The sequence below is a fragment of the uncultured Desulfobulbus sp. genome (assembly GCF_963662935.2).
In the GTDB taxonomy this organism is placed as follows: domain Bacteria; phylum Desulfobacterota; class Desulfobulbia; order Desulfobulbales; family Desulfobulbaceae; genus Desulfobulbus.
The window spans coordinates 862,907-888,807 of record NZ_CAXXTL010000002.1 but is presented as its reverse complement, the minus strand read 5'-3'; the positions used below and the strand labels follow the sequence as shown (position 1 = coordinate 888,807).

At 54.4% G+C, this 25,901-nt stretch carries 26 protein-coding genes; 10 read left to right on the top strand and 16 right to left on the bottom strand.

The genetic code is table 11. The features are described from left to right. Positions 1–156: 156 nt before the first annotated feature. Genes ACHZCX_RS08220 through ACHZCX_RS08210 form a run of 3 tightly spaced genes read right to left on the bottom strand, consistent with a single transcriptional unit; the run spans position 157 to position 3,334 of the window. Positions 157–888 carry an endonuclease/exonuclease/phosphatase family protein gene (locus tag ACHZCX_RS08220; protein WP_319586752.1) on the bottom strand — a complete coding sequence of 244 codons (732 nt, stop codon included), beginning with the start codon at positions 886–888 and terminating at the stop codon, positions 157–159. 18 nt (positions 889–906) lie between these two features. Further along, entirely contained in the window at positions 907–2,301 is a 1,395-nt protein-coding gene (gene pcnB, locus ACHZCX_RS08215; RefSeq protein WP_319586751.1) for a polynucleotide adenylyltransferase PcnB, read from the bottom strand. Between the two features lie 55 nt (positions 2,302–2,356). Further along, the gene (locus ACHZCX_RS08210; protein ID WP_319586750.1) at positions 2,357–3,334 is read right to left on the bottom strand and encodes a nitronate monooxygenase family protein; all 978 of its coding nucleotides are present in this window, start codon (positions 3,332–3,334) and stop codon (positions 2,357–2,359) included. Between the two features lie 289 nt (positions 3,335–3,623). Between ACHZCX_RS08210 and hisS the strand changes: the two genes are divergently transcribed. The 3 genes from hisS to nadE all read left to right on the top strand — a co-directional run bounded on the left by hisS (position 3,624) and on the right by nadE (position 7,875). Then, entirely contained in the window at positions 3,624–4,898 is a 1,275-nt protein-coding gene (gene hisS, locus ACHZCX_RS08205; protein WP_319586749.1) for a histidine--tRNA ligase, read from the top strand. Positions 4,899–5,010: 112 nt separating this feature from the next. Then, a complete protein-coding gene (aspS, locus tag ACHZCX_RS08200; protein ID WP_319586748.1) occupies positions 5,011–6,798 on the top strand; it encodes an aspartate--tRNA ligase in 1,788 nt (595 codons plus the stop codon). Between the two features lie 75 nt (positions 6,799–6,873). After that, on the top strand, positions 6,874–7,875 hold the full coding sequence (gene nadE, locus ACHZCX_RS08195) for an NAD(+) synthase (RefSeq protein WP_319586747.1): 1,002 nt from the start codon (positions 6,874–6,876) through the stop codon (positions 7,873–7,875). Between the two features lie 10 nt (positions 7,876–7,885). On the opposite strand, the gene ACHZCX_RS08190 is transcribed toward nadE, so the two are convergent. The 5 genes from ACHZCX_RS08190 to mqnB are packed head-to-tail and all read right to left on the bottom strand — an operon-like array spanning position 7,886 to position 12,145. Then, positions 7,886–8,626: an arginyltransferase gene (locus tag ACHZCX_RS08190; RefSeq protein ID WP_319586746.1), complete on the bottom strand. Its 741-nt coding sequence runs from the start codon at positions 8,624–8,626 to the stop codon at positions 7,886–7,888. 17 nt (positions 8,627–8,643) lie between these two features. Then, entirely contained in the window at positions 8,644–9,993 is a 1,350-nt protein-coding gene (gene gdhA, locus ACHZCX_RS08185) for an NADP-specific glutamate dehydrogenase (protein ID WP_319588726.1), read from the bottom strand. A 43-nt stretch (positions 9,994–10,036) separates the two neighbouring features. Next, on the bottom strand, positions 10,037–10,657 hold the full coding sequence (locus tag ACHZCX_RS08180; RefSeq protein WP_319586745.1) for a molybdenum cofactor guanylyltransferase: 621 nt from the start codon (positions 10,655–10,657) through the stop codon (positions 10,037–10,039). Further along, on the bottom strand, positions 10,654–11,490 hold the full coding sequence (locus tag ACHZCX_RS08175) for a 1,4-dihydroxy-6-naphthoate synthase (protein WP_319586744.1): 837 nt from the start codon (positions 11,488–11,490) through the stop codon (positions 10,654–10,656). Before ACHZCX_RS08175 ends, ACHZCX_RS08180 begins: the two co-directional genes overlap by 4 nt. Continuing rightward, positions 11,483–12,145, bottom strand: coding sequence for a futalosine hydrolase (gene mqnB, locus ACHZCX_RS08170; RefSeq protein WP_319586743.1), 663 nt, complete (start codon positions 12,143–12,145; stop codon positions 11,483–11,485). Before mqnB ends, ACHZCX_RS08175 begins: the two co-directional genes overlap by 8 nt. Before the next feature lie 163 nt (positions 12,146–12,308). On the opposite strand from mqnB, the gene queA reads away from it, so the two are divergent. Beyond that, positions 12,309–13,415, top strand: a complete 1,107-nt coding sequence (queA, locus tag ACHZCX_RS08165) for a tRNA preQ1(34) S-adenosylmethionine ribosyltransferase-isomerase QueA (protein ID WP_319586742.1) — start codon at positions 12,309–12,311, stop codon at positions 13,413–13,415. Between the two features lie 85 nt (positions 13,416–13,500). Here the strand turns inward: queA and ACHZCX_RS08160 are convergent, their stop codons facing one another. Further along, on the bottom strand, positions 13,501–13,794 hold the full coding sequence (locus ACHZCX_RS08160; RefSeq protein ID WP_319586741.1) for a zinc ribbon domain-containing protein: 294 nt from the start codon (positions 13,792–13,794) through the stop codon (positions 13,501–13,503). A 361-nt stretch (positions 13,795–14,155) separates the two neighbouring features. Between ACHZCX_RS08160 and ACHZCX_RS08155 the strand changes: the two genes are divergently transcribed. From ACHZCX_RS08155 to rpsA, 5 genes are all read left to right on the top strand, one after another. Beyond that, positions 14,156–14,593 (top strand): MucR family transcriptional regulator, encoded by a 438-nt coding sequence (locus ACHZCX_RS08155; RefSeq protein WP_319586740.1) that lies wholly within the window; start codon positions 14,156–14,158, stop codon positions 14,591–14,593. Positions 14,594–14,809: 216 nt separating this feature from the next. Then, positions 14,810–15,598 (top strand): glutamate racemase, encoded by a 789-nt coding sequence (gene murI, locus ACHZCX_RS08150; RefSeq protein ID WP_319586739.1) that lies wholly within the window; start codon positions 14,810–14,812, stop codon positions 15,596–15,598. Next, entirely contained in the window at positions 15,591–16,316 is a 726-nt protein-coding gene (locus ACHZCX_RS08145) for an outer membrane lipoprotein carrier protein LolA (RefSeq protein WP_319586738.1), read from the top strand. Before murI ends, ACHZCX_RS08145 begins: the two co-directional genes overlap by 8 nt. Before the next feature lie 204 nt (positions 16,317–16,520). Then, complete coding sequence (locus ACHZCX_RS08140; RefSeq protein WP_319586737.1) at positions 16,521–17,036, top strand: YfcE family phosphodiesterase; 516 nt, start codon at positions 16,521–16,523, stop codon at positions 17,034–17,036. A 78-nt stretch (positions 17,037–17,114) separates the two neighbouring features. Then, complete coding sequence (rpsA, locus tag ACHZCX_RS08135) at positions 17,115–18,269, top strand: 30S ribosomal protein S1 (protein ID WP_319586736.1); 1,155 nt, start codon at positions 17,115–17,117, stop codon at positions 18,267–18,269. 71 nt (positions 18,270–18,340) lie between these two features. On the opposite strand, the gene rlmB is transcribed toward rpsA, so the two are convergent. From rlmB to pal, 7 genes are all read right to left on the bottom strand, one after another. Beyond that, complete coding sequence (rlmB, locus tag ACHZCX_RS08130) at positions 18,341–19,144, bottom strand: 23S rRNA (guanosine(2251)-2'-O)-methyltransferase RlmB (RefSeq protein WP_319586735.1); 804 nt, start codon at positions 19,142–19,144, stop codon at positions 18,341–18,343. Continuing rightward, entirely contained in the window at positions 19,144–19,752 is a 609-nt protein-coding gene (gmk, locus tag ACHZCX_RS08125; protein ID WP_319586734.1) for a guanylate kinase, read from the bottom strand. The genes rlmB and gmk overlap by 1 nt, the downstream gene beginning before the upstream one ends. Next, positions 19,745–20,050 carry a DUF370 domain-containing protein gene (locus ACHZCX_RS08120; protein ID WP_319586733.1) on the bottom strand — a complete coding sequence of 102 codons (306 nt, stop codon included), beginning with the start codon at positions 20,048–20,050 and terminating at the stop codon, positions 19,745–19,747. Before ACHZCX_RS08120 ends, gmk begins: the two co-directional genes overlap by 8 nt. A gap of 54 nt (positions 20,051–20,104) precedes the next feature. Further along, a complete protein-coding gene (locus ACHZCX_RS08115; protein ID WP_319586732.1) occupies positions 20,105–20,986 on the bottom strand; it encodes a YicC/YloC family endoribonuclease in 882 nt (293 codons plus the stop codon). Between the two features lie 59 nt (positions 20,987–21,045). Then, positions 21,046–22,047, bottom strand: a complete 1,002-nt coding sequence (gene rfaE1 / locus ACHZCX_RS08110) for a D-glycero-beta-D-manno-heptose-7-phosphate kinase (RefSeq protein WP_319586731.1) — start codon at positions 22,045–22,047, stop codon at positions 21,046–21,048. A 31-nt stretch (positions 22,048–22,078) separates the two neighbouring features. Then, positions 22,079–22,609: an OmpH family outer membrane protein gene (locus ACHZCX_RS08105; protein ID WP_319586730.1), complete on the bottom strand. Its 531-nt coding sequence runs from the start codon at positions 22,607–22,609 to the stop codon at positions 22,079–22,081. Between the two features lie 135 nt (positions 22,610–22,744). Beyond that, positions 22,745–23,251, bottom strand: coding sequence for a peptidoglycan-associated lipoprotein Pal (pal, locus tag ACHZCX_RS08100; RefSeq protein ID WP_319586729.1), 507 nt, complete (start codon positions 23,249–23,251; stop codon positions 22,745–22,747). 192 nt (positions 23,252–23,443) lie between these two features. Between pal and glgP the strand changes: the two genes are divergently transcribed. After that, on the top strand, positions 23,444–25,639 hold the full coding sequence (gene glgP / locus ACHZCX_RS08095) for an alpha-glucan family phosphorylase (protein ID WP_319586728.1): 2,196 nt from the start codon (positions 23,444–23,446) through the stop codon (positions 25,637–25,639). The last annotated feature ends 262 nt before the right edge of the window (positions 25,640–25,901 follow it).

The following is a 25,901-nucleotide window of genomic DNA, read 5'->3' as shown; positions in this document are numbered from 1 at the left end:
GAAGTTACCCCTGAAATCAGTTCGGAAAGGGTGGAGATAAGCTTGGTTTACTTTATGAATAAGGGGCAATAGCGATCAATTGCTCTTTCGTTTTCTTTTGCTACAGCCCTTTATTTGGCCTTGGTGCGGAAAAAGAGGCAGGATTGGCAGTGCTGATCAGAAGGAAAAGTCGCAGATCAAGGGCGCGTGATCGGAATAGGTCACGGGTGGGATTTGGAACTGAACAACCTTCAGCTCCGGGCTGTGGAGGATGAAATCGAGTTCCCGTTTAGGGGCACGGCTGGGATGGGAAGGCTTCTTTTCGGGATTGGCGCTGATTAGGCCGGTTGCGCCGAGAAACAATTCCAGCTCCCGCATGCCCCAGAGGACGTTGAAATCTCCGGCAAGGATCATAGGGCGGTCGACCTCGCGGATCAACTTGTACAATCGTTCAAGCTGATACTGCCGGTTACGGTAAGTGAGCGAGAGATGCACTAGGAAGACGGTTAGATGCTCGGTACAGACCTGGATGACCAGCCGTTTTACCCCCTCGTCAAAATAATGGAAGCGATGGCTGATGATCGGCATCCGGGTCAAGACGGCGTTGCCTTGGGTTTTAAGAAGAGGGAATCTTTGGGCCATTGAACCGGCCCCATACTTGGTTTCGATGACATGGTGATAGCCCAGTTGCTCGGCGATCATCTCCGCCTGGCACTGCCGGTCGGTACGGAAGGAGCCGCCATCCACCTCGACCAAACCCATGACATCCGGTTGCACCGACTTGATAAATTCAAGAATCTTATCGAAGTTGTGGTGAGAACGTCGCAGGTAGCCGGCATAAGGAAAGGGGAAGTGAAAACGGCCCCCATTGCCGGCAGCATACCGGATATTGTAAAGCAAAAAACGCAACTAAAACCTCCCGGCCGATTAATCCCGGGGCCGGCGAAGACCAAAAACCCCGGTCTTTGTGCTGCTGAACGCCGGATTAACTCCGCCTCGTCCTCTGGCCCTCGATTCGCCGTTGCTTTCCTGGGCCGGCGTGACTACCTCGACGGTTCCGGTGTCCTTGTGTGGAACTACGAATCGCTCAACCTTGACCGCCGGGACCCCTTGCGACTCCTGGTAGATATCAAAAAACCGGGAGCAGTCTCCGTAATAGCTTTTTTTCTTCAACCAGTTGGGGTCGTCGCCCTGGCTCCTGGCATGATAAAAGGTCGAAAGATTGACCAGTAAAGTGGTCAACGACTCCTTGGCCATGCGCTGAACATTGAACGGTTCGCCAAAGGCACGATCGACATCTTCTCGAATAATACGGGATAAATGGGAAAATCCCTGCCCCCGGACATTGGTTTCCGGTAGCTTGAACCGTAGGCAGGCCCAAGGCAAGAGGAGAGCGGCAAAAAGGAGGGTCTCGGGTACCTTCACCGGCTCTGCTTCCTCCTGGCGAGCATGGAGACGATCCAACACGGTAAAGATGTTCAATAATTCCTTTTGTATTTTCTCGCCCTGTTCCCCCTGCATATATTCGTCATAAAAGGGAAAGAGCGCTGGCCAGAGCCCCGTACGCATACAGAGTTCGGCCCAGGCCCGACTCGCTCCAGATTGGAGATCTTTCAGGACCTCGTCGCGGATGCGCGAGGGTGGACAAAGCCGCAATTCCTCATTGTGTTGTCGCAGGGCGGCGAAGGTCTCTTCTTCGATGCCGAAGCCTGTGCGGGCCGCATGGCGGACAACCCGTAGCATCCGCACGGGATCCCTGGTGAAGCGGCGGTCCGGATCACCAACCATGCGGATGACACCCCGGTCAAGATCACGTACGCCGCCGATGTAGTCGATAATGGTGTGTGTTTCGATCTCGTAAAAAAGAGCATTGATGGTAAGGTCGCGACGAAAGGCGTCTTCCTCAAGGGTGCCGAAGGTGTTATTCGAGGGCAACACCTGCTCCTTACCATTGATGTCAAATTCGCTCCGCGAACGCAGGGTCGACACTTCGATGATCTTAGTGCCGCGGAAAAAAACTTGCACCAAGCGAAAACGACGACCGATGGTGCGGCTGTTACGGAAAAGCTGCCGCAATTGGCCGGGTCGGGCATCGGTGGAGATGTCAAAATCCTTAGGTGCTCGACCGAGATACAGATCACGCACCCCGCCTCCCACCAAATACCCCTTGAACCCAGCATCGCGAAGACGATAAAGGACCTTGAGTGCCTCCCTGTCGAGCTGCTGCTCGCGGATGGGATGCTCCGACTCGGGAATCACCAAAGCCGTTACCGCCTTATATTCCTCCGGGCCGGGAGCCTGTTCCTGCTGTTTGCCTGTCATACAATATGTGCTGAAAAGGGGCTGTGCTTCACGTTAAAGAGGGCCTCCAAGGCGATCAGCATGGGGCGAGCTTTTCTTTGTACACCGACTCCGCTGCCTTGACGAAGCGGTCAAAGATCTCCTGCACGGAGAGAATTTCTTTCATTTTGAAGGTGTTGGCCCCGGAAAAAACCAGCCCGTTCTCCACGTCACCGTTGAAGGCGGCCGTCAATCGCTCACTGATACAATATTTATAATTGCATTTTTTCAAGCATTTATAGCGGCATTTGTCGGCCGAGATGTCATCCCCATGTAACATCTTCTCAACAAAGGGTGTTTTGACCGCTCTGCCGGGCATACCGACCGGTGAAGAGACAAGAACAATATCCTCTTCGTTGGCCTTGAGAAAAGTATCCTTGAACGCCTGCGATACCGAGCATTCTTTGCTGAGGACGAAACGGGAGGCAATCTGGACGCCGTCGGCGCCGTATTTGTCCATCATCTCGGCCATCTCGAAGCCGTTGGTGATGCCACCGGCGGCAATGAGGGGGATTTTTGAAACCACCTTGCGGATGGAGGGAAAGAGATCTCGCAATGCTATCTCGGTGCCAAGATGGCCGCCAGCCTCGGCCGCCTCGACAATAACCGCAGCAGCGCCCAGCTTTTCGGCGAGCGTCGCCAGGCCAGGCGAAGAAACGATTGACACAATAGGAATGTTATGTTGTTTGCCGATCTTGAAAATGTCGCGTGAAAAACCGGCACCGGTGATGATCATGTCGGCGCCCGCCTCGATAGAGGCCATCACCAGTTCATAGAAGTCTTTCATGGCGTACATGATATTGACGGCGATAATCCCTTTAGTGGCCTTTTTGGCCTTGCGGATATCTTCCTGCAGTTCGGGCACCGGGATTCCGGAACCGCCGATGGTGCCGATGCCGCCGCATTCAGCGACCGGTATGGCGAGGGCGGAGGTCGACACCCGGATGGACATGCCGCCCTGGATGATCGGAATTTTTGCGATGAACGAGCCTATTTTGAGTTCTGGCAGTTTCATTCAAGCCTCTTGGTCAGTTGTTGCTTTCTGGGAAAAATACTCCGTACTCTCGGTAAATATTCGCACTAAAATGCGGAAGAATGCCGAGCTCACGTCCGTTTGTCAAGCGCGACGACCAGCGTGGGGCGTCAAGATTGAAAAAAGAAGTTGCACAGTATTCTACCACAATGAAGCCACATCGGCTTGACTTTTCACCCGTTTCTCGATTAGATTTTATGCTTTTTCCTGGTGTCGTCGACGTAGTCGGATAACACGGCGGAGCCACCCATGGGTTTTATTGGAGTTTACCTTGAAGATTCAGGCTATCAACGGCTTTAAAGACATCCTGCCGGACAGCATTGGCCAGTGGCAGTATATTGAACAGACGGCGCGGGATGTTTTTGAGCGGTTCGGCATGCAGGAGATTCGCATGCCGATTCTGGAAAAGACCGAACTCTTTGTTCGCTCCATCGGCGCGGCCACCGATGTGGTGGAAAAGGAGATGTACACCTTCGGGGATAAGGGCATCACCATGCGTCCGGAGGCCACGGCCTCGATCATGCGGGCCTTTATCGAGCACGGCCTTCATGTGCAGCAACCGGTGCACCGGCTCTACACCATCGGCCCCATGTTTCGCCACGAGCGGCCGCAAAAGGGGCGTCTGCGGCAATTTCATCAACTGGACGCAGAAGTCATCGGCGCGGTGGAACCACGTGTTGACGCCGAATTGATTGCTATGGGACACATGCTGTTGGATGAGCTTGGTCTGCAGGTCAGGCTGGAGCTTAACTCGTTAGGCTGCCCGGTTTGCCGCCCCCCGTTCAAGGCGCAATTAATAGCCTTCCTCGAGCAAAAAAACGAGGGTTTGTGTGACGATTGCAAGCGGCGCACCCACACCAATCCGCTGCGGGTTCTTGACTGCAAGAAACCGGCCTGCAGGGTCTTGGTGCAGGAAGCGCCTAGCCTGCTTGACTCCCTCTGTCCTGAATGCGACCTCCATTTCGGGGAGGTCAGGGAAGCGTTGGAGAATTTGGGCATTCCTTTTCAAATCAACCGGTTTATGGTCCGTGGCCTTGATTATTACACCCGCACCACCTTCGAATTCCTTACCACCGATCTTGGCGCACAGGCAGCCGTCGGGGCAGGGGGGCGGTACGACGGCCTGATCGAGCAACTAGGCGGCCCGGCGATATCCGGTATCGGCTTTGCCATGGGGTTGGAGCGCATTGCCCTGCTGATGGAACAGCAGGATGCCAACAAGCTTCCTGCCAGCACCATGGATGTTTTTTTGGTCGCTCTGGGAGGTAACACGCTCGCACCGTGCAGTCAACTTGCCCACGCCCTGCGCAAACAGGGGGCGAAGGTGGCTATCGATTACAGCAGCCGCAGTCTCAAGGCGCAGCTCAAACAGGCCAGCCGGGTCAATGCCCGCTATGCCCTGATCGTTGGAGAGGATGAATGGGCGCGGGGCGAAGGTATTCTCCGCAATATGAAAACCCAGGAGCAGCAGTCTTTCGCCTTGACCGGCTCTTCGGATGAACAGGGCCTGCGACTGATCGAGGCCTTGAACATCGCAATCCAATGACCCGGCCCGGAATCGCCGCAATCTCTTTCCCCAACAACCATCCGGCGACGGTACAGATATTTTTCGGGTCAGTCCACTAGCGGCTGCCCGTCCTTTTATATGGAGAACCAACATGGAATCAATGGGAGCGCTGCGGCGCACACACACCTGCAACGATCTTGGCCTAGACTTTCTGAACCAAGAAACCATCCTCATGGGCTGGGTGCTCCGCCGCCGCGACCATGGCGGTGTCATTTTCATCGATCTGCGCGACCGCTGGGGCATCACCCAGGTGGTCTTTAATCCTGAGATTAACGAGGAAGTGCACGCCAAAGCGCACCAATTGCGCAGCGAATGGGTCATTGCCGTCCGGGGCAGGGTCGTCAATCGACCGGCCACCATGGAAAACCCGAAACTGCACACCGGCGCCATTGAGGTGTTTGCCGACGAACTCCGCATCCTCAACACCAGCGAAACCCCTCCCTTTCCGCTGGACGAGGAGATTGAAATTTCCGATACCCTGCGCCTGCAATACCGGTACCTTGATTTGCGTCGTCCGGAGATCGCCAAAAATCTTATTCTCCGTCACCATGCTCTGCAAGCCGTCCGTGCCTATCTTAACGAAAACAATTTTCTTGAGATCGAAACCCCGATGCTCACCCGCTCCACCCCGGAAGGCGCCCGTGACTATCTGGTGCCGAGCCGGGTCAGTGCCGGCAAATTTTACGCGTTGCCCCAGTCTCCGCAACTGTTCAAGCAGTTACTCATGATTTCCGGCATGGACCGCTACTACCAGATCGTCAAGTGCTTTCGCGACGAGGACCTCCGCGCCGACCGCCAGCCTGAATTCACTCAGATCGATATGGAGTTGAGCTTTATCACCGAAAGCGAGATCATTACCATAGTTGAAGGGATGATTAAGAACCTGTTCAAGGTCACCCGGGATATTGATCTCCAGCCCCCCTTTGCCCAGATGACCTACGATGAATCCATGCGCCGCTTCGGTACGGATCGGCCGGACACCCGTTTTGGCCTTGAGCTGGTTGACCTGACCGATATTGTCCGGGGCTGCGGCTTCAAGGTGTTCAATTCCGTCGTGGAACAAGGCGGCGTGGTCAAAGCAATTAACGCCAAGGGCTGCGGCGGATTCTCCCGTAAGGATCTCGATGATCTGACCGAGTACGCCGGCCGTTTCGGCGCCCGTGGCATGGCCTGGGTCAAAGTCAAGGATGGCGAGTGGCAATCGCCGATCACCAAATTTTTCAGTGAAGCTGAGATTGCCGCCATGGGCCAAGCCCTTGATGCCCAACCCGGCGATCTCATTTTGTTCGGCGCTGACAAGAGCAAAACCGTGCATCAAGTGCTTGCCGAACTGCGGCTTGAGTTGGCCCGGAGGCTTGAGCTGGTGCAGGAAGAGGTGTTCAATTTCCTCTGGGTCACCGATTTTCCCCTGCTCGAATACGATGAGGAAGAAAAGCGCTACACCGCCGTCCATCACCCGTTCACCGCGCCCAACGAAGATCAGTTGTCCTTGCTGGCAACTGATCCGGGCGCCGTCAAAAGCCGGGCCTACGATCTGGTGCTCAACGGCAGCGAAATCGGCGGGGGTTCCATCCGTATCCACAGCCCGGCCATGCAGAAAACAGTGTTCCAGGCGTTGGGCATTGAAGCTGAGGAGGCCCAGGAAAAATTCGGTTTTCTCCTCCGGGCCCTTGAGCTGGGTGCCCCGCCCCACGGCGGCATCGCCTTTGGCGTGGATCGATTGATGATGCTGCTCACCGGCTCGTCGTCCATCCGCGACGTTATCGCCTTCCCCAAGACCCAAAAGGCCACCTGCCCGCTGACGGAGGCTCCCTCCTCGGTGTCGCGCAAGCAACTGACCGAGCTGCATCTGCGCCCGGACTGGAAGGAGAAGGCCTGAATTCGAAGCGGTTGTGTCTGTTGCCGGGAGTCTGCCGAATCGGCTCTCTGAACCCGTACAAGTGAGATGAATAGCATGGCATTCGACAAAGCTCTTTCGCAGGACCTGTTTCAACTGGATGCGGCCAAGGAAGTCGACGCACTCTGTTCCAAAATGAAATCGCTGCTCGTTCACCCCCTCAAGCGGCGAGGGCTTGTGGTGGGCATCTCCGGCGGCATCGACTCCAGTGTTTGTCTGGCCCTGGCGGTCCGCGCCCTTGGTCCCGAGAAGGTGGTGGCCCTGCAGATGCCGGAAACGCATTCTTCCGAAGAAACGCTTGGGATAAGCGGCCGGCTTGCCGCCCATTTTGGCGTCAAGGCCCTGCATGAAGACATCACTCCAATCCTTGAGGCCGTTCATTTCTACGATCGATATGATCAGGCTGTGCAACAGGTTGTCCCCGAATACGGCCTGGGTTGGCGATCCAAGATCATCATCCCTGACGTTTCCGTGCACCAGGGATTCACCTATTTCAGCATCGTCGCCCAATCGCCCTCCGGCGAGGTGATCAAGAAAAGGCTACCGCTCAATGCCTACCTCGCCACTGTTGCCGCCACCAACTTCAAGCAGCGGATTCGAAAAATGCTGGAGTATTATCATGCTGATCGCATGCATTATGCGGTGATTGGGACCCCCAACCGGCTGGAGTACGATCAGGGCTTTTTTGTGAAATTGGGGGACGGGGCGGCCGACATTAAACCCATTGCCCATCTGTACAAGACGCAAGTGTATGTGCTGGCTGAATACCTGGGGGTGCCTGAGGAAATCCGGGAAAGGCGGCCGACGACAGATACCTACTCGTTGCCCCAAGGGCAGGATGAGTTCTATTTTTCTCTGCCGTATGAACTGATGGACATCTGCCTGTATGGCAAGAACAATCAGCTAGCGATTGCGGATGTGGCCAAAAGAGCGGATCTGACGGTTGAGCAGGTGGAGCGGGTCTACAAAGATATCGACACTAAACGCGTTACCACCAAATACCTGCACCTCGGGCCACTGCTGACTGGGAGCGTGCCGGAGATTTCCTCCACGAGCTGAACAACTCAGGTCATTTTTGCTCCCTCCAGACGCCATCGAGCAGTAGTTCGTGGGGGCGAAAGGCATTTTTGTAGCTCATGCCGGCATGACCATCGATCCAGTAGCCGAGATAGAGCAACTCAATCTTGTGCCTTTGGCAGATATGGTTGAGGGTGAGGATGTTGAGAGTGCCAGGACTGCGCCACCCCTGATCCGGGTCAAAGAAAAAATAGACCGCGTTCATCCAGGACGGTGCGCCGTCGACGATTGCCACGCCCAGCAGCTGTTCGCCCAGCCGATACCTGACTTCAAAACACCGGCTGATGCTGGTGATGAAAAATCCGGAATAATAGCTCTCCGCACTGCTGCTGCCAGCGGGAAACCGGGTGGAGAGAAACCGCTGCAACAGGGACAGATTCTCCCTTGACATGGTTAGGGGCGCTATCTCGACTGCCACGTCCTGGTTTTTTTTCCAGACGCGGCGCTGGTTGCGGTTTGGGTGAAACTGTTTCGGCCGCAGTCGTATCGGCACGCAGAGGGCGCATCCGGGGCAGCGCATAGTATAGATGCAGTTGCCGTTCCGTCGGTAGCCGCGGGCAAGAAATTCACCCATGCTTTCGTCATCGAAGCGGCCGAAGATCCCTTGATGATACACTGCTCTTTGCGCCAGCCCATAGGGGCATTCTGCCGGCGCATGGATAAAAAAGCGTTCCAAGTCACCGACTATTCCCCGTGCGGCATTCTCCTTGTGCCCATCCCCTTGCCCCGTCACCTCAAACCTCCTTGGCGCTACACCAGCCCCTGGTCGAGCATGGCGCTGGCCACCTTGACGAAGCCGGCAATATTGGCCCCAGCAAGATAATCACCTTTCCAGCCATAGGTCGACGCGGCATCGAGACAGGTGCAGTGAATGCGCTTCATGATCGCGTGCAAGCGCGCGTCAACGTCCTCGCTGGACCAGCTCAAGCGCATGGAATCCTGAGCCATTTCCAGGCCTGATACCGCCACCCCGCCGGCATTGGCGGCCTTGGCCGGGCCAAAAAGAATGTTGTGACTTTTGAAGATGTCGATGGCTTCGGGGGTAGAAGGCATGTTGGCCCCCTCGCAGACCAGCCTGACACCGCCGTCAACCAAATGGAGGGCGTCCTTGCTGTTGATTTCGTTCTGAGTGGCCGCCGGAACAGCACAGTCAGCCCGATGGGACCAGAGGGGGTTCCAGTCAAGGACAGGGTCAACCGGGACATAGGTAGCCCTCGGATACCGTTCACAATACTCCTGGATACGGCCCCGGCGGATATTTTTCAACTCCTTGATATAGGCGAGCTTGGCGGTGTCGATGCCCTCTTCGTCAAGGATATATCCGGAAGAATCGGACAGGGTCAGCACGCTGCCGCCCAGATGCAGAATTTTTTCCACGGTAAACTGGGCGACGTTGCCCGAGCCTGACACCAGCCAGCGTTTTCCTTCCGTTGTTTCGCCCTGGCGGGCGAGCATTTCCGAGGCGAAATAGACCACCCCATAGCCGGTGGCTTCCGGCCGGATCAGGCTGCCGCCCCAAGCCAACCCCTTACCGGTCAGCACCCCGGTGAACTTGTTTTTTAATTTTTTATACATCCCAAAAAGATACCCAATCTCCCGCGGCCCCACACCAACATCGCCAGCCGGTACATCGGTATTCTCCCCGATGTGGCGGAACAACTCGGCCATGAAGGCTTGGCAAAAACGCATGATTTCAGTGTCGGAGCGTCCCTTGGGATCAAAATCGGAGCCGCCTTTGCCGCCGCCCATGGGAAGGGTGGTCAGGCTGTTCTTGAAGACCTGTTCAAAGGCGAGGAATTTGACAATCGACAGGTTGACTGAGGGATGGAAGCGTAGCCCACCCTTGTAGGGACCGATGGCGGAATTCATCTCCACCCGGTAACCGCGGTTGACATGGACTTCTCCTTGGTCATCCATCCAGGGGACCCGGAAGATGATCGTTCGCTCCGGTTCAGTAAGCCGCTCCAGGACTGCCTGCCGCCGGTATTCAGGATGACGCTCCAGCACCGGTTGGACGCTGGCAAGGAACTCCCTGATTGCCTGATGATACTCGCGCTGTTCGGGATCCCGCCCGATAATGCCTGTCAAAACCTGCTCCATGTCTCCGTTTTTCCTACTCATTGGTGCGTTGGCCATTAATTTCTCATATTTTTGGAGCTGGTTTTCCAGGGAGCGATGACTGGCAGAGTTCCTGAGGAGTGTTGACATTGCGCCAGGAAATTCGCAGCGACAGCGGTGGTTGGGGGGTAATCACACCTTCAAATTCCCGTAATCGGTTCATCCGCCGCTGTCCGCTGGCCGCCATTACTTCCAACAGCGGCCGGCAGGACCGGTCATAATAGGCCAACAGGGGTTCAAGCTGGCCATCTGCCGCTAAATCGGGCATGACCGCCAACACGCCCGGACGGCGGCAATCCAGCAACCATTGCAGCGCCTCATCCTGTATGTCGGGAAGATCACAAGCCGCCACCAGCCAGGACACCTGGGGATAGCAGCGAAAAGCGGCGAGGATTCCGGCCAGCGGTCCGCCGAGTTCCGGCACGTCATCGACCCGTCGTTCCCCGGCAAGGGATGCGGGTAAGTGTCCTGCTCCGGCGATGACCACCTGCGTAACTCTCGGCCGAAGGAGGGAAACCGTTCCTTCAATCCAGGTGCGCCCACCCTGTTGCAGCAGATGTTTTGGGCTCCCCATGCGGCGGCTTTGTCCGCCGATCAGGACACAGCCCCAGACCGGATCGGTTGCTACGTGATGTTCCGGGGTCATGCCAAGTCGGCTCCGGCAGGAAAGAGGCGGGCCTCCGCGCCCCGGCGTAGCAGTTCTCGCACGGCATGCAACCCCTCTTCGCCAAGCCCCTTGGAATACTGATTGACGTACAAATCAATATGGCTTTGCATGACCTGCGGATTCATCTCCTGGGCATGTGCCCGGATATAATCCCAACCCTCGCCGGGATGCGCTTCCGCCCAGTGGATACTGGCTTGGATGGCGGCATCGATCTCCTCGCGGACATCAATCGGCAAAGTCTTTTTTGCGGCAATGCACCCCAGGGGAATAGGGAGGCCGGTGGCTTGCTCCCACCATTCGCCGAGATCCTGGATACAGTGCAACCCGAATTGCCGGTAGGTAAAGCGGCTTTCATGGATAATTACGCCGCCATCGACCGTTCCTTCGGCCAGGGCCTCCATGATCCGGTCAAAACGCATGACCACGAGATGGCGACAGGCCGGTTGATAGAGCCGGAGCAGGAGGGCCGCTGTGGTATACGTACCGGGAATGGCAATCTTCCAGTCGGCAATGTCGATCGGTTTGTCGCCTTTGCCGGTGATGAGCAGGGGGCCGCAGCCGCGCCCCAAGGCAGAACCGGCCTGGAGGAGGGCATATTGATCCCGGATATGGCCAAAGGCATGGAAAGACAGCTTGCTGATATCCAGTCGTCCCTGCAAGGCCCAATCGTTGAGCGTTTCCACATCCTCAAGTTGTACGCCGGCCAAGCTGAGCCGGGTTAACGGCACTTGACCGTGCACCAGAGCATTGAAGATATAGGTATCATTGGGGCAGGGAGAAAAACCGAGGGTGACCGCCATTTTTTCAGACATGTTGCAGTCCTTTGACAACCAATGCCGCAACCTCACCGCAGCGGGCGCAGGCCTTGTGCAGGTGCCAATTTTGCAGATGACGGTCCTCAACCAGGTTGGAAATACAGCGCAGCTCAAGCAGGGGCAGTCCAAAGTGCTGGCATACCCGCGCCGCTGCCGCCCCTTCCATGTTCTCGCAAAGGGCTTGGTGTTGACGCGCCAGCATCTCGCCTCGTTTGCGGGTTCCGCTGACGCCATGGACGGTGGCAAAGACGCCGCGGTGGTACGGGATGGACGCGGAAGCAAGCAACGACTCTGCCTGGTCCAGTAAACCGGGGTCGAGATCAAAGGTGTCGAGAATTTCGAGCGTCTCTCCCCGCAACGGCTCAATCTCGTCGCCGTAACAGATGCCGAAATCGGCCAGCACCTCACGCTCCGCCAGGCAGATGTCCAGCAAATCGGCACCGCTCTGATCATCCCGAATATACGCTCCCGCCACCCCAAAATTGACGATACCGTGCAACGGCAAGGAGGACGCGGCGAGAAAAGCAGTCAAGCGAACAGCCGTTTCAACCGGCCCGATGCCGGTGACCAATTGGGCGGATGCTGTGGTCGGCGAATAGGCGCGAAGATAGGCTTCCATCTCAAAATCGGTTGCGGCAGTCACCAAAAACATTACATCCCTTTCTTAACGATGAGTGAGCACGGGGACTGGGGCGGGTAAGATACGATTCCCACCCCGATCACGTCAAATTCGGCCAAGACATTTTGCGCAATGTAAAGTAGGTTATCTCGCTTTGCAAGAAAATCACCCTGTCTCTTTGATGCCCCTGTTTTTCATGACTGATTATTCTCACCGTTTGGACGATTACGACTACGATCTGCCTCTGGACCGAATAGCCCAGTTCCCGGCCTCGCAGCGGGACCGTTCCCGGCTGCTTGTTCTCGATGCCAGCTCGCCATCGCTTGCGCATCGCGCCTTCTCTGACATCGTCGACTATCTCCATCCTGCTGATCTGCTGGTCGTCAATACCACCAAGGTGTTTCCGGCACGGCTGCTCGGACACAAACAGACCGGCGGTAAGGCCGAACTTTTCCTCCTCTCCTTTCCCAGGTCCTCGGCCATTTCCGGCACAGGATCATTGTGGCGTGAAGCCACCGCTCCGGCCCTGATCAAGAGTTCAAAACGACCCAAAATTGGCAGCCTCATTCACTTTAGCAAACAACTCCGGGCTCGGATCGATGATCTGCTCCCCGATGGCAAAGCCGAGGTGACCCTACAGTACCCGGAGAATGATCAAACCCTGGAAATACTGCTGGAAGCACACGGCCAGATGCCGCTGCCGCCCTATATCAGCCGGCCTGACGGCAGTTCCGATGACGATTTGCACAGGTATCAGACCCGATATGCACGGCAGACCGGGTCGGTTGCGGCCCCAACGGCCGGGCTGCATTTCAGCGACGATTTATTGGGGAAGATTAGGGGAAAAGGAGTGGGTATTGCCCATGTCGTCCTTCATGTCGGCTACGGAACCTTTGCGCCGGTGCGGACAGAGGATATCCGCGATCACCAGATCCACAAGGAGGCTGTGGAGATTTCAACGGAGACTGCGGAAAAAATAAACCAGACGAAGCTCTCAGGCGGAAGGATCTGGGCGGTGGGAACCACCACTGTGCGAACCCTTGAGTTTGCCGCCGATGCGCAGGGGCGCATTCAGCCCGGCACCGGGGAATGCGATCTATTTATTTATCCCGGCTTTCAGTTCCGGGTCGTGGACAACTTGATTACTAACTTTCACCTGCCCAAGTCATCGCTCCTTTTTCTGGTGTCGGCTCTAGCTGGGCGACAACGGATTCTTGCGGCGTACAAGCAGGCTGTTGCGGCTGACTATCGGTTCTTCTCGTATGGGGACGCCATGACCATAATCACCAAGCCGTGCCCATAAAAAGGCGCCTTGTCTGGTTGGTGAGGATGATCAAAATGAAAAACCCGGCGCAAGGCCGGGCTTTGTGCATAAATACGGGTACAGCTCATGGTGTAGCGGCTGGACAATTGCAGCACGAACCAGCCGCTACCGGGCAGGAAGGCGGAGCGCTGGAGTCTGAACAAGGAGCACTGTCTCCTTGCGCATTCTTTCCACAGGCGGTCCCGCTATAGCCGTCCGTGTACCAACCGCCGCCTTTCAGGCGAAAAGAACTCATGGAAATCAGTTTTTTTACATTTTCGCCACAACTCGGGCAAACCGAGATGGGGGTATCGGCTATACGTTGCTGAATTTCAAAAATTTTCTGGCACCCGCTACATTCGTACTCGTACACCGGCATCACATCACCTCACAACTCTTTATTATATTAAGGTTAAAAAAAGACCGAAACGTCAAGTGTCGGCAACTTTAATGTCTCCGTTGCGCACTGTCAACTCCTGTGACGGGATAATCTGAGGCGCAGGACATCCTTGGCCGACTGAAACAAGGCTTCCATTTTCTACGATAACGGTTTGACCGCCCGGTGGTTTCATACTTTCCTAGCGCATTCATCAACAGATCCGTTTGCCGCCCTTTTTTACTCTTTATTTATTTTGTAACAGCACAAAAAATTTGCATTGATCGGTTTCATGTTCTATTATTGCAGCAGTCGCAGGAACAAGCGATATGCATCCATTTAAATTTATTCTCAGGAGAAACCGATGAGTAAATCACTCGTTGAAATGACCGCCGAAATAATCCAGTCCCAAATCAGCAGCAAGCAAATGACCACCGAGGAAATAAAGGCGGCTCTTAACGATACATTCCAAACCCTTAAGGCGCTTCAGGACTCGGAGGCCATCGGGATTGATGCAGAGCCCGAAGAGGTCAATCCTGTTATCGATCCGAAAAAGTCCATACAGAAAAATAAAATTGTCTGTTTAGAATGCGGCCAGGAGTTCAAGATGCTTTCGCCAAAGCATCTGAAATCACATGCACTCACCTCAAGAGAGTACCGCAAGAAACATGGATTTTCAGCACGGCAGCCGCTGTGTGCCAAGGCCCTTTCTGAAAGGCGTTCTCAATCGGGAAAAGAAAGAGGGTTGCCCGATAATCTTCGCAAGGCCATTGAAATGCGAACCAAGAGCAAGAAAAAATAATTTCATTCCCGGTAACAGTCGCCAGCGAGACCTTTCAGGCGGCGGTATTCTCATTTTCCGCCGCCTGAGTGAATAGTCCTGAAATCTTGCTGGTGCCGAGATAAGAGTAAGGCTGTCTACCTTGTGGAGAGAGTTTTTCACAATACAATAACGCTCAGTTTCGCGCCTGTACGCCTCGCTTTCCGCTTCTCCTCTCTAACCTGTATTCGTTAACTCATGATTGGGATCTTCGACTCCGGCGTCGGCGGCATGACCGTCGCCCGTGCTATTGAACAATTCTGCCCAGGGTATCCCCTGGTGTACCTCGGTGACCTTGCCCGGACACCCTATGGCTCCAAAAGTCCGGCCATGATTACCGAATACTCGCATCGCAACACTGAGTTCCTGCTCAAGCAAGGGGCCAAGCTGATTGTCATTGCCTGCAATTCAGCCGCGAGCACCGCTTCCACTTTTCTGCGATCGCATTACAGTCAAGCGATCGTCGACGTTATCTTCCCAGCAGTGACCAGGGCAGCAGAGGTCAGCAAAAACGGCAGGATCGGAATTATCGGGACCCGGGCCACCATTAATTCTGGTCTCTACGAACAGCGTCTTCTGGCGGCTCGTCCAGATTGCAAGGTGTACAGCCAGGCCTGTCCTCTCTTGGTGCCTCTGGTCGAAGAGGGCTGGCTTGATCGGCAGGAAACCAAAATGATCGTTAAAAAATATCTCCATCCCTTGCGAGACAAACAGATCGACACCCTGATCCTTGGATGCACCCACTATCCTCTCCTGAAAAAAACGATTGCAACGCGCATTGGTCGCGGGGTACACATTATCGATTCCTCGGTTGAAGTGGCGCTCCATCTCAAATCGATTCTTGATTCCGGTGAACAACTCCGCAATGAACTCTACTGTCCCGGCACGCCCAGCCGTTTTTTTGTCTCCGATCTGCCTTCGCCGGTGCATGCTCTGGCCAGTGCTATTTTTGGCCGGCCTGTTCTCTTGGAAAAAACTGATGTTTAACCGTGGGCGTTTTATCCTGGTTTTGTTTTTATTGAGTGCTTTTGGCTCGCTTTTCATGGCCCCCTCAGCCGAGGCGGCCTCCGGATTGGAGCAACGGGTTCTGCAACTCCAAAAAAAATATCAGCAGTTACGGAGTCTGGAATTTGAGTTTTCTCAATCGACCCAGACCGGCGGCAGGGTTAAACAGGGGGCCGGTAACGCCGTTTTTTTCCGACCGGGGGGGGCTCTCGATAAACCTGCTGGAACGAGCCAGGGGATCATGCGCTGGAACTATATCGAGCCGACTGCCCAGACCATCATAAACGACGGCAAGGAACTCTCCATCTATACACCCCAAGATAAACAGTTGATCGTTTCGCCAGCGCAGGATATGGAATCCGACATCACTTATGCAATCTTTACCGGCACGAAAAGCCTGCTCGATGAGTTCGAGGCTTCGCCTGCGGACAAGCTCTTTATCCTGAGCGATCCGCCGGCCGGTTTCGATGCCATCCTGCTGACACCCCGGCAGCCGCATCCGCAGGTGAAACGTGTCCAGCTCTGGCTCAACGGCGACTTCACCATTCATCGGCTGCTCATGGAGGATCATTTTGGTGCGCTGACTGAGCTGACCTTTGCCAAGGTTCGCATCAACACCCTGCCGCAGGGGGATGTGCGCCAGGTGCAAGCTCTGCTCAAACTGGACTTGGTGCCCGGAACGGAAACCATTCGGCCATGACTGTGGATGCTTCCGTGCCCCAAGGCCTGCCACTCTCTGATTAAAATTTGTCCGTTTTCTCTGTGCAGCCAGAGTGGAAAAGACGTTGCCCCTGTTCGGCAAGCGGGTTAAAGAGGAGCAGCTTGTTCATTGTTTCGCTGTCTCCCACGTCTTTTTTACGCGGGTGACGGAATGCAGCCAGACCAACCCTATCCCTCGATCTTCATGCGCATCGCTGTTTTATCGGATAGTCATGACCACATCCCGCACCTCAGGCGGGCCGTTCTCCGTGCCAATCAGGAAGGGGCCGAACTGCTGATTCACTGTGGCGATCTCATTTCCCCTTTCATGCTGGCTTACCTTGAATCATTCAACGGTCAGGCGCATTTGATTTATGGGAATAATGCCGGGGATCAGCATCTCATATCCTCGCGATGCGCCTCATCTGACAGCAGAATCCAGCACCACGGCACGCACGGAACCCTTCTCGCAGGTGGCCTTCGTATTGCCATCGAGCATTTTCCAAAATGGGCTCGCCAACTGGCCTGCTCAGGGAATTTTGACCTAGTCTGTTGTGGCCATAATCATATTTTTCATGCTGAACGGCTTGGGAACTGCCTGTTGCTCAACCCCGGCGATCTTCTGGGGAAGGATGCAGTCCCGGCCTTTGCCCTCTTCGATACTGACGATTTTTCCGTTCGCCGGATTGAGGTTGGGGAGAAATTAGTCTTAGATAATTGATCGCAGATTCTCTGCGATTGCAGCCCCCTGCAGAGATGTATGATTCTGCCGGTCAATTCTTCCACCCTACAGAGAACCATGAGTGACGAAACTTTTGCAGATCTTTTCCAGGATAAACCCGCTTCCCGTAAAAACCTCCAGCCGGGCAACCGGGTAGAGGCAACCGTTGTCGGCATGAGTGGAGAGAATATCTTCCTTGATGCCGGCGGAAAAAGTGAGGGCATTCTCGGTGCGGCGGAACTGCGCAATGAGGCGGGAGAACTTACGGTTGCTGTCGGCGACCGGGTGATCGTCTTTTTTCTGGCAGCACGAAACGGCGAGATGGTGTTTACCACCCGGCTTGGTTCCGGCCAGACCTCATCCCGCGAACTGGAGGAGGCCTTCCACTCCGGTATTCCCGTTGAAGGCAAGGTAACAGGGGAGGTCAAGGGCGGATTTTCCGTCACTGTTGCCGGTCAGCGCGGATTTTGTCCGTACTCGCAAATGGATGTCCGCAGGGTCGAGAAACCCGAGGACTACATTGAAAAATCCTTTGCCTTCAAAATTATTGAATTTGGTAGCCAGGGAAAAAACATCATCCTCTCAGCCCGAGCCATTCAAGAAGAACAACGGCAACAGGATCGGGAGCAGCTCAAGGAACGGCTCGCCGAGGGCATGCAGGTCAGTGGAACAGTGACCTCCATCCGTGATTTTGGAGCCTTTGTCGACATCGGAGGTGTCGATGGTCTCATCCCCATCTCGGAATTAGCCTGGGGCCAGACCGACAGGGTGGAGGACATATTGAGCCCAGGGCAGCAGGTCGAGGTTGTCATCAAACGGCTTGACTGGGATAAAGACAGGATCTCGCTGAGCCTCAGAGAAACCACCGAGAATCCGTGGGATAAGGTGGCGGAAAAATACCCAGCCGGTTCGATCCATCAGGGCCGGGTCTCGCGGATGGCCGCCTTTGGGGCCTTTGTCACCCTGGAAACCGGCATCGACGGCCTGCTCCATATTTCCAAACTTGGCGCCGGCCGCCGGATTCACCACCCTCGTGAGGTAGTGGAGGTTGGTCAGGATCTGACCGTTAAAATTGAGTCGATCGATGTTGGGCAGAAACGGCTTTCTTTGGCGCCCGAAGATTATGTGGCCAAGGAATCGGCCGAGGAGTATACGCCGCCCCCGATAAGCAAGGAGTCTCCTTCGATGGGGACACTGGGCGACCTGCTGAAATCGCAAATAAAGAAGAAATAGTGGTTTGTTGCTTGCTGTAGGGGGAGACTGAGTTTCCCCCTGCATAATGACGACCGACGACCTAAATGGGATCAATAGGAACGGCGGGTTATTTCGAACATGATGACGGCCGCCGCCGCCGAGGCATTGAGTGAATTAAACGCCGCCTTCATTGGGATCGTCACCAGAAAATCGCACTGTTTTCGAACCAAAGGCCGGATTCCCTTGCCTTCGCTACCAATCACCAGGCAGATTGGCCCGGAAAAATCGGTGCTATAAATCGTGGATGCATCCGGTTCCGCCACAGCTCCATAGATCCAGAATCCCCTTTCTTTCAATACATTGAATGCATCGACCAGGTTGACGACCTGGCAGATTTGGAGGTGGGCCACCGCTCCGGCTGAAGTCCGGGCGACCGTGCCGGTGACGGGCACGCTGCGCTCCCGGGTCATGAGTATATGGGAAAATCCGGCCGCCAGGGCCGAGCGGAGAATTGATCCGAGGTTGCGGGGATCCTGAATGGAGTCAAGTGCCAGAATCCTCGCCGGGCCCGTGGTTTGCTCCTTTGCCAGGCTTTCCAGAAGGACGTCGAGTGAAATGAGCCGGGCCTCGTTCTGTCGGGCAACCACCCCTTGATGGCGGCAATGGCGGGGAACGTGCATTCTGCCTTCCTCGACAAAACGGATTGCAATGGAACGTTCCTTGGCTAGGTCAATGATCTGCTGCAGACGCGGACCAGCCTTGCCCTGTTGGATGAAAATCTCACTGATGTTGGCCGCCTTCTGCTCCAGGGCCTCCCAGACCGCATTGATCCCCCATATCAGGTCATCGGCGGGATCGCTTGCTGCGGATTGACCACGGTCAACAGGCCTCTTCTCCTTTTTCCTTGTCTCCATCAAACACCCCATTGCATCGGTTGGCCATCAGGAGCGCGACGCTGGCGGCAGCGCTCGGCAATGAGGATACTGCGGAGACTTTCCACTGCATCTTCGAGTCGATCGTTAACGATCAGATAGTCGTAGGCGCCAACGCAGGCTAATTCCTTGCGGGCGTTGTTAAGTCGCACGGCAATGGTCGTCTCGTTCTCTGTCGCCCGCCCGCGCAGGCGACGTTCCAATTCCACAAGTGACGGTGGTGCAATAAAAACAGTCACCGGATTGGCCCGCAGGCGAACCTGGGCCGCACCCTGGACATCGATATCGAGAATGACATCGCAACCGGCTCGTTGATGTTTGTCGACTTCTTCAACGCTGGTGCCGTACATGTTGCCGTGCACCTCGGCCCATTCAAGAAAGCCAGTGGGCTGTTGATTGCGAATGCCCGAAAAAACAGCTCCTTCGACGAAATGATAGTGGACGCCATTCACCTCTCCGGGGCGAGGTTGTCTGGTGGTGTGCGATACCGAAAAAACCAGTCCTGGCAGGTTGTGCATCACCCGGTTGACAATGGTTGTTTTGCCGCATCCAGAGGGAGCGGAAAGCACAAGCAGGAGAGCATTACTCATCTTTTTCCTCGTTCTTTTCCTTTGTCAGCACCATTTCCGGATTGCGCTGTTCCTGGTCCAGGGCCAGCAGGCGCTGGTTGATGGTTTCCGGCTGAACCGAGGACAAAATCAGGTGGCCGGAATCAAGGATGAGGATGGCCCGCGTCCGCCTTCCCTCGGTGACATCGATGAGTTTTTTCTCGATTCGGGCATCGTCCTTCAATTTTCTTATGGGCGAGGACCCGGGATTGACGATGGCGAGAATACGGTTGACCTTGACGGCATTGCCAAAGCCGATATTAACGAGTCTGCTGTCCATGGCTGATAGCGGTGCTCAAAGGGAAAATCTAAATAAAAGGCGACAAAGGGGTGGTTATTCGATGTTCTGTACCTGTTCGCGCAGTTTTTCGATTTCATTTTTCATCTCAACGCCCAGGTGAGCAATGCTGGCGCTGGAGATTTTAGAGGAGAGGGTGTTCACTTCACGGAGGAACTCTTGCAGAAGAAAATCAAGTCGCCGCCCCACCGGTTCTTCGCTGGCAAGAAAGGCGCGAAACTGGGCCATATGGCTGTCGAGACGAGTTATCTCTTCGGTGACGTCGCTCTTGTCGGCCATGAGCGCCGTTTCCTGGGCTAAGCGAATCGGGTCGAGATCCAAGCCTTCAAGTAATTTTCCTACCCTGAGCCTCAGATCGCTCTGGCGTTGCTGTTGGAGTTCGGGAATATGGGTGTCGATCTGGCGAACAACCGATTCAAATGTGGCAAGGCGTCCGAGGAGGTCCTGCTGTAGGGCTTGACCCTCCCGTTCTCGCATGATGTCGCAATCCTTGAGGGCGGCACCCAAGGCGGAACTGATCAAGACCCATTCCGCATCCAAATCGGGCCGCTGTTCTTCCAGGGTAATCACATCGCGTAGAGTCAGCATGTCTCGCAGGGTTACCGTGCCATCGAGCCCGTAAACGTCAATCAATTGTTGGAGACAGCGGTGGTATTGCCGGGCCACGCTTTCGTTGACCACCAACTGCGGTTCAACTGCGGAAAGACCTTGCACGCTGAAGGTAATATCGACACGGCCGCGATCGAGAATGGTCGCCACCATTTTTTTTACCGGTTCCTCGAAGGCGTTATAAAGCCGGGGCAGAACGACTCGTTGGTCAAGAAAGCGGTGATTCACGGTTCGGATTTCGGCGACCCAGGTCCTGCCTTCTGCCGAGGCCTCGCCTCGGCCAAATCCTGTCATGCTTCGTGGTCGCATTCCTTATCCTTCCCGTTTCCGGGGACTCATTCGTTAAGTAAAACTAAAATTTGTACGCGCTACGATTGATTGAGGGGGATGGCGTCACCCAATTCGACGGCTGAGACACAAGCGGTTCCAATCTTGCCGACGACGATACCAGCGGCATGATTGGCCAAAATTGCAGCCTCATTCATGGTGCATCCGGCGGCCAGCCCGAGAGCAAGCGTGGCAGCAACCGTATCTCCGGCACCGGTGACGTCATAGACTTCTTTGGCCATCGTCGGAATGGTAACCAGTTGGTCGTCATCCTGCAACAGCGCCATGCCGGCTTCTCCACGGGTAATCAAGACCGCCTCGCAGCCGATATCGTCGCGGAGATGACGAGCAGCTGCGATCAGGCTCGGTTCATCCGAAATCCGAATTCCAGCTATCTGCATGGCCTCATGGTGATTGGGGGTGATGACAGTGGCCCCGACGAAACAATGAATATTTGAAGGTTTGGGATCCACTATCAACGGCAGCTTTCGTTTTTCCCGATATCGGGCTGCGTGGAGCAGTTGATGCAGCCGGATCATCAACTGTTCGCTGACCACACCTTTAGCGTAATCCGAAACCATCACGGCATCAAAGGTATGCACATGTTCTTCAAGGTAGGAAAGAAGAGCGTTCAGCGAACTTTTCGACGGGACACCAGTTTGTTCTCGATCAAAACGGACGACCTGCTGCCCTTGCGCCACCACCCTGGTTTTGATGGTCGTCGGGCGTTGCCCGACAACCAACCCTTGGGTCGGAACGCCCAACTCCTCGACCAGCTCGGCAGCTTTTTTCCCCATGGCATCATCCCCGATAATGCCGCACAAAGCGCCTTTTCCCCCAAGGGAAACAATGTTTCGTAAGACATTGGCACTGCCACCCAGCAGGAGTTCCTCGCGCTGAACATTGACAACTGGAACCGGCGCCTCTGGAGAAATGCGGGTGGCTGTTCCCCAAAGAAAATGATCGACGATAATGTCACCGATCACCAGCACCCTGGCATTGGAAAATCGGGGGATAACGTCCCGAAGCGTATAATCGGCCATGATCAATAAAACAAACGAGTGATCAGCGCCTTTATTTCATCGCTTTGTTCAGCTCTGCAATAACCGCATTCGATATATCAATCGAATCAGTAGCATAAAGCACCACATTGCGGGGGAGCACGACCGAATACCCACCGTCGGCAGCCACCTTCCCGACAACTTCCTCGAGTTTTTTGAGGATAGGATTGACATGCTGCTCACGCAGTTTCTTTAATTCCTGATTTGCCTCATCCTGCTTCACCGCGAGATCGCGCCGCTTTTTCTGGAAGGAGGCGGCTTTTTCCTGCTTCACGCTATCACTCCAGGCGGAACCCTTTTTTTCCATTTCCTTCTGCAGAGTGATAAGCTCGTTTTCCTCGTTTTTAAAGGAGGACTGGAGAGAATCCATTTTCTGCTTGATGATGCCTTCTGCCCTCTTTCCGGCCGTGGAGGTTGACAGCACCTGCTTCATATCAATGACGCCGATCTTGGTGTCTGCAGCCAAAGCCTGGCCATTGAAAAGAACAGCCGCTACGATCAACAGGCTGCCAATGCAGCCAACCGTTTTTTTAACAACATTCATTGTCCTTGCTCCTTTTAATTGGTTGCATTCGCCCCTGTTGTATTTATTACCGAAGAGGCAATGTGGGGCAGAAAAATACAAAACCGGGCAGGGACACAAGCCCTTACCCGGTCACTCACTCATTAAACCAACCAGTTATTTTACAATAACAAAGTCGTCCCGCCGATTTTGCGCCCAGGAAATTTCATCATGGCCGAACAGAAGCAGTTTCTCTTCGCCAAAACTAACCGTGGACAGTTGCTCGGCATTGACGCCGAGCTTAATGAGGTACGACTTTGCGGCCTGGGCACGGCGTTCACCCAAGGCAAGGTTATATTCCTGCGTACCCCGAGGATCACTATTTCCCTCAATCCGGATATTTAACTGGCTATTCTTTTTAAGAAAATCTGCATTAGTTTCAATCCGCTGCACTTGTTCGCCGGTAATCTTTGAGCTGTCAAACTCAAAATAGACCGGCACCATCGGCCCAGAGGTTCTGCCTTCCATGATTCCCGAATCCGCAGTTTCCAGCGATTCCGATGTTCCAGCGCCCTCTGTTCCTTGCTGTGCGGTTTCCGGCGCTTTTTTGCTACAGCCCGTCAGGCTCAAGCCTAAGATAAGCACCGCTAAGGTGACCCAGTACCCCATTTTTTTACTGCTCATTCTTCCCTCCCTTATAATTAAAATTTAAAAATGCACGAGTTCACAATTTACTGCACCAACAAGGAAATACAACAATTTTCTCCTAAAAAAATGAATTTCCTTGCAAAAGAAGAAGAGCCTATCTAAAGTCATTCCGCTTACAATTCTGAGGAGAATTTCCTCCTTTTTTTAACAAGAAAAAGAATCACTCATATGGGTTCCACGTTTCCCAACTCACTCAATATCCTCGAACGAATAGTTTGTTCCAACCGTTTTGGAACTTTTTTTGGTGTGACCCAGCCGATTTTTGACCTGGTCTGGGATAATCTTAGCCGCCCCGAAGGCAACGCCATAGCCTATGTCTCGATGGAAATCGGTGGCGACCCCGATGTCTTTCATCCTGTCCGTGACCTTTTGGAAAAGGAAGGGGTTACGGAAACTCCCAATCCGCAACTGAACACCCTGCTGCAAAAGTATTTGCACGGCCCCCGTAAAATTCCCAACTACAGTGGCGGCCTTGGTGTGCTTGCCGGTGATACGCTTAAAAGCTTTGCCGATTTGCACATTCCGGCCCTAGCTGTCAGTTTACTATACCGGGAAGGATACTTTTCCCAGATTGTTGACTCAAAGGTGGGGCAGATCGACCATGCGACCCGCTGGACTCCCGAAACAACTCCCACTCTGTTTCAGCTCCGGAACCCGCTGTCCCCCGGGCAACCGCTGACAATTGATATCCCCTTCTACAACGGGCAAGTGAAGCCGACGCTGATCAAGGCCCATGTCTGGATGAAGCTGGAGATCGCCGGCGAACTTGACTATTTTGTTCCGGAATTCCTGTTGGATTACCACCTACCGGATGCCCCGGTTTGGGTGAGGGAATCGGCCCACCAATTGTACAATGCTAAATCAGCGACCATCAAAGCCAACCAGCGGCGCATGTTGGGGGCCGCCATTCTGCCACTCCTCGAAACCCTTGGATTCAACGCACAAACTATTCACCTCAACGAACAGCACGGCGTAACGGTTACCCTGCATCTTATTCTGCAGGAGCTGCAGGCCACCCTCGGTGACACCTTCCTTGACCACATGACCGATGCCGACATCCTGGCAGCGGCGGACCGAGTCTCCCGCAAAATTGTCTATACCATCCATACCCCGGTCAAGGCAGGGCACGACCGTTTTTCTCGAGACCTCTACTCAGCGATCAGCCACACTGCCTTTCAGCGAATACTCAATCTGCTCGCCCACGATGATGAGGTCAGCCATGAATATAATTTCACGGCTATGGCTATGCGGATTAACCGGGCGATCAACAGCGTCAGCCGACTGCATCGTGATGTCACCAAGAAGCAGTTCCCTGTTTTTTCAGATAAGATTAAGGCAATTACCAATGGCGTGCATCACCTGACCTGGATCAGTGAAAATCGTGCTGCCTGCTTTAACCAGATTCCCTCACTGCGCAACTGGCGCACCGATCCCAGCTGTTTTGTGGCTATCACGGACAAGGACATGCCGCTGCTGGCCCAAACACTTGAGAACGCCTGGAATTTAGATAATAAACAGTTGATTGACTATGTGAACAACATGCTAAAAAGTCATCGTGAGCAGATGGTCGAAACCTGGATCGATCCGCCTAACCATCTCTCCAGTCTTCCCGAAACGGAATGGCTCCAGCCCGGAGTGTTCACCCTTGGGTTTGCCCGTCGATTTTCCACCTACAAACGGGCCGATCTCATTTTCGATGATATTGATCGTCTTTCTGACATCCTCATTGAACATAACTGGCCGGTGAATTTTCTCTTTGCCGGTAAAGCCCACCCTGCAGACGAGCCCGGTAAATCGGTGCTCAAGCTGATTCTCGACAATCAGGAAGAACTGTACAGGCGGAGCAACGGCCTAGGTAAACTTGTTTTTATCCCGGGATATGATATGCAAGTCGCCAAACTGATGGTTAGCGGCGTCCACGCTTGGCTCAATAGTCCCAAACGTCCTCTTGAGGCCAGCGGTACCAGCGGCATGAAAGCAGCCATGAACGGGGTCCCTAATATTAGCATCATGGATGGATGGTGGGTTGAAGGGTATCACGATGGGCAAACGGGCTGGAAATTCGGGCACGAGGGTCCTGTAGAAGACGCCGATCTCAGTGAGGCTCCTGATGCTCTGCTCTACACGGAGGATGCCGCTGCTTTCTATGATCTCCTCCCCTCTGTGCTCCAGACATTTTATCAGCAACCACAAGCCTATGTAGCTCGAGCACTGAACAACCTGCAGCTCAACGTCCCTATTTTCAATACCCACAGGATGGCGGCCGAGTACGTCGATCAATACGGTCTTCGGTTCAACCCGGAATTAGAACACACGCTCAGTCGTTTTCGCCGACTGTATCAAAGTGAAGAGGTCCAAAGGTAAAAAGCTTTCCCCCCTCCGTACCTCTTTAGGAAGGTCCATCCACGAGTTGAAAGGATCTTTCCCGTACAAAAGCAGTGCTTATCGCTTTGAGTTACAGTATAAGAACCTTCATCCTCCCTCGAACCATTCGCGGTAACAGTGAACAGGGCAAGCGTTCATGCAGGGCGGAGTTGCTGACAGATAAGCGTTTTCATCTGGCGACTCTTGGGTAACCGGCAGAAAAAATCATGATGGATCTGGTGAGTCCTCAAGATCGTTTGTA

Coding starts and splice junctions, on each gene's coding strand:
- pcnB (WP_319586751.1), bottom strand. CDS start 2,301: ATGACAGGCAAACAGCAGGAACAGGCTCCCGGCCCGGAGGAATATAAG.
- ACHZCX_RS08210 (WP_319586750.1), bottom strand. CDS start 3,334: ATGAAACTGCCAGAACTCAAAATAGGCTCGTTCATCGCAAAAATTCCG.
- aspS (WP_319586748.1), top strand. CDS start 5,011: ATGGAATCAATGGGAGCGCTGCGGCGCACACACACCTGCAACGATCTT.
- nadE (WP_319586747.1), top strand. CDS start 6,874: ATGGCATTCGACAAAGCTCTTTCGCAGGACCTGTTTCAACTGGATGCG.
- gdhA (WP_319588726.1), bottom strand. CDS start 9,993: ATGGAGCAGGTTTTGACAGGCATTATCGGGCGGGATCCCGAACAGCGC.
- ACHZCX_RS08180 (WP_319586745.1), bottom strand. CDS start 10,657: ATGACCCCGGAACATCACGTAGCAACCGATCCGGTCTGGGGCTGTGTC.
- ACHZCX_RS08175 (WP_319586744.1), bottom strand. CDS start 11,490: ATGTCTGAAAAAATGGCGGTCACCCTCGGTTTTTCTCCCTGCCCCAAT.
- mqnB (WP_319586743.1), bottom strand. CDS start 12,145: ATGTTTTTGGTGACTGCCGCAACCGATTTTGAGATGGAAGCCTATCTT.
- queA (WP_319586742.1), top strand. CDS start 12,309: ATGACTGATTATTCTCACCGTTTGGACGATTACGACTACGATCTGCCT.
- ACHZCX_RS08160 (WP_319586741.1), bottom strand. CDS start 13,794: ATGCCGGTGTACGAGTACGAATGTAGCGGGTGCCAGAAAATTTTTGAA.
- ACHZCX_RS08155 (WP_319586740.1), top strand. CDS start 14,156: ATGAGTAAATCACTCGTTGAAATGACCGCCGAAATAATCCAGTCCCAA.
- murI (WP_319586739.1), top strand. CDS start 14,810: ATGATTGGGATCTTCGACTCCGGCGTCGGCGGCATGACCGTCGCCCGT.
- ACHZCX_RS08145 (WP_319586738.1), top strand. CDS start 15,591: ATGTTTAACCGTGGGCGTTTTATCCTGGTTTTGTTTTTATTGAGTGCT.
- ACHZCX_RS08140 (WP_319586737.1), top strand. CDS start 16,521: ATGCGCATCGCTGTTTTATCGGATAGTCATGACCACATCCCGCACCTC.
- rpsA (WP_319586736.1), top strand. CDS start 17,115: ATGAGTGACGAAACTTTTGCAGATCTTTTCCAGGATAAACCCGCTTCC.
- rlmB (WP_319586735.1), bottom strand. CDS start 19,144: ATGGAGACAAGGAAAAAGGAGAAGAGGCCTGTTGACCGTGGTCAATCC.
- gmk (WP_319586734.1), bottom strand. CDS start 19,752: ATGAGTAATGCTCTCCTGCTTGTGCTTTCCGCTCCCTCTGGATGCGGC.
- ACHZCX_RS08120 (WP_319586733.1), bottom strand. CDS start 20,050: ATGGACAGCAGACTCGTTAATATCGGCTTTGGCAATGCCGTCAAGGTC.
- ACHZCX_RS08115 (WP_319586732.1), bottom strand. CDS start 20,986: ATGCGACCACGAAGCATGACAGGATTTGGCCGAGGCGAGGCCTCGGCA.
- rfaE1 (WP_319586731.1), bottom strand. CDS start 22,047: ATGGCCGATTATACGCTTCGGGACGTTATCCCCCGATTTTCCAATGCC.
- ACHZCX_RS08105 (WP_319586730.1), bottom strand. CDS start 22,609: ATGAATGTTGTTAAAAAAACGGTTGGCTGCATTGGCAGCCTGTTGATC.
- pal (WP_319586729.1), bottom strand. CDS start 23,251: ATGAGCAGTAAAAAAATGGGGTACTGGGTCACCTTAGCGGTGCTTATC.
- glgP (WP_319586728.1), top strand. CDS start 23,444: ATGGGTTCCACGTTTCCCAACTCACTCAATATCCTCGAACGAATAGTT.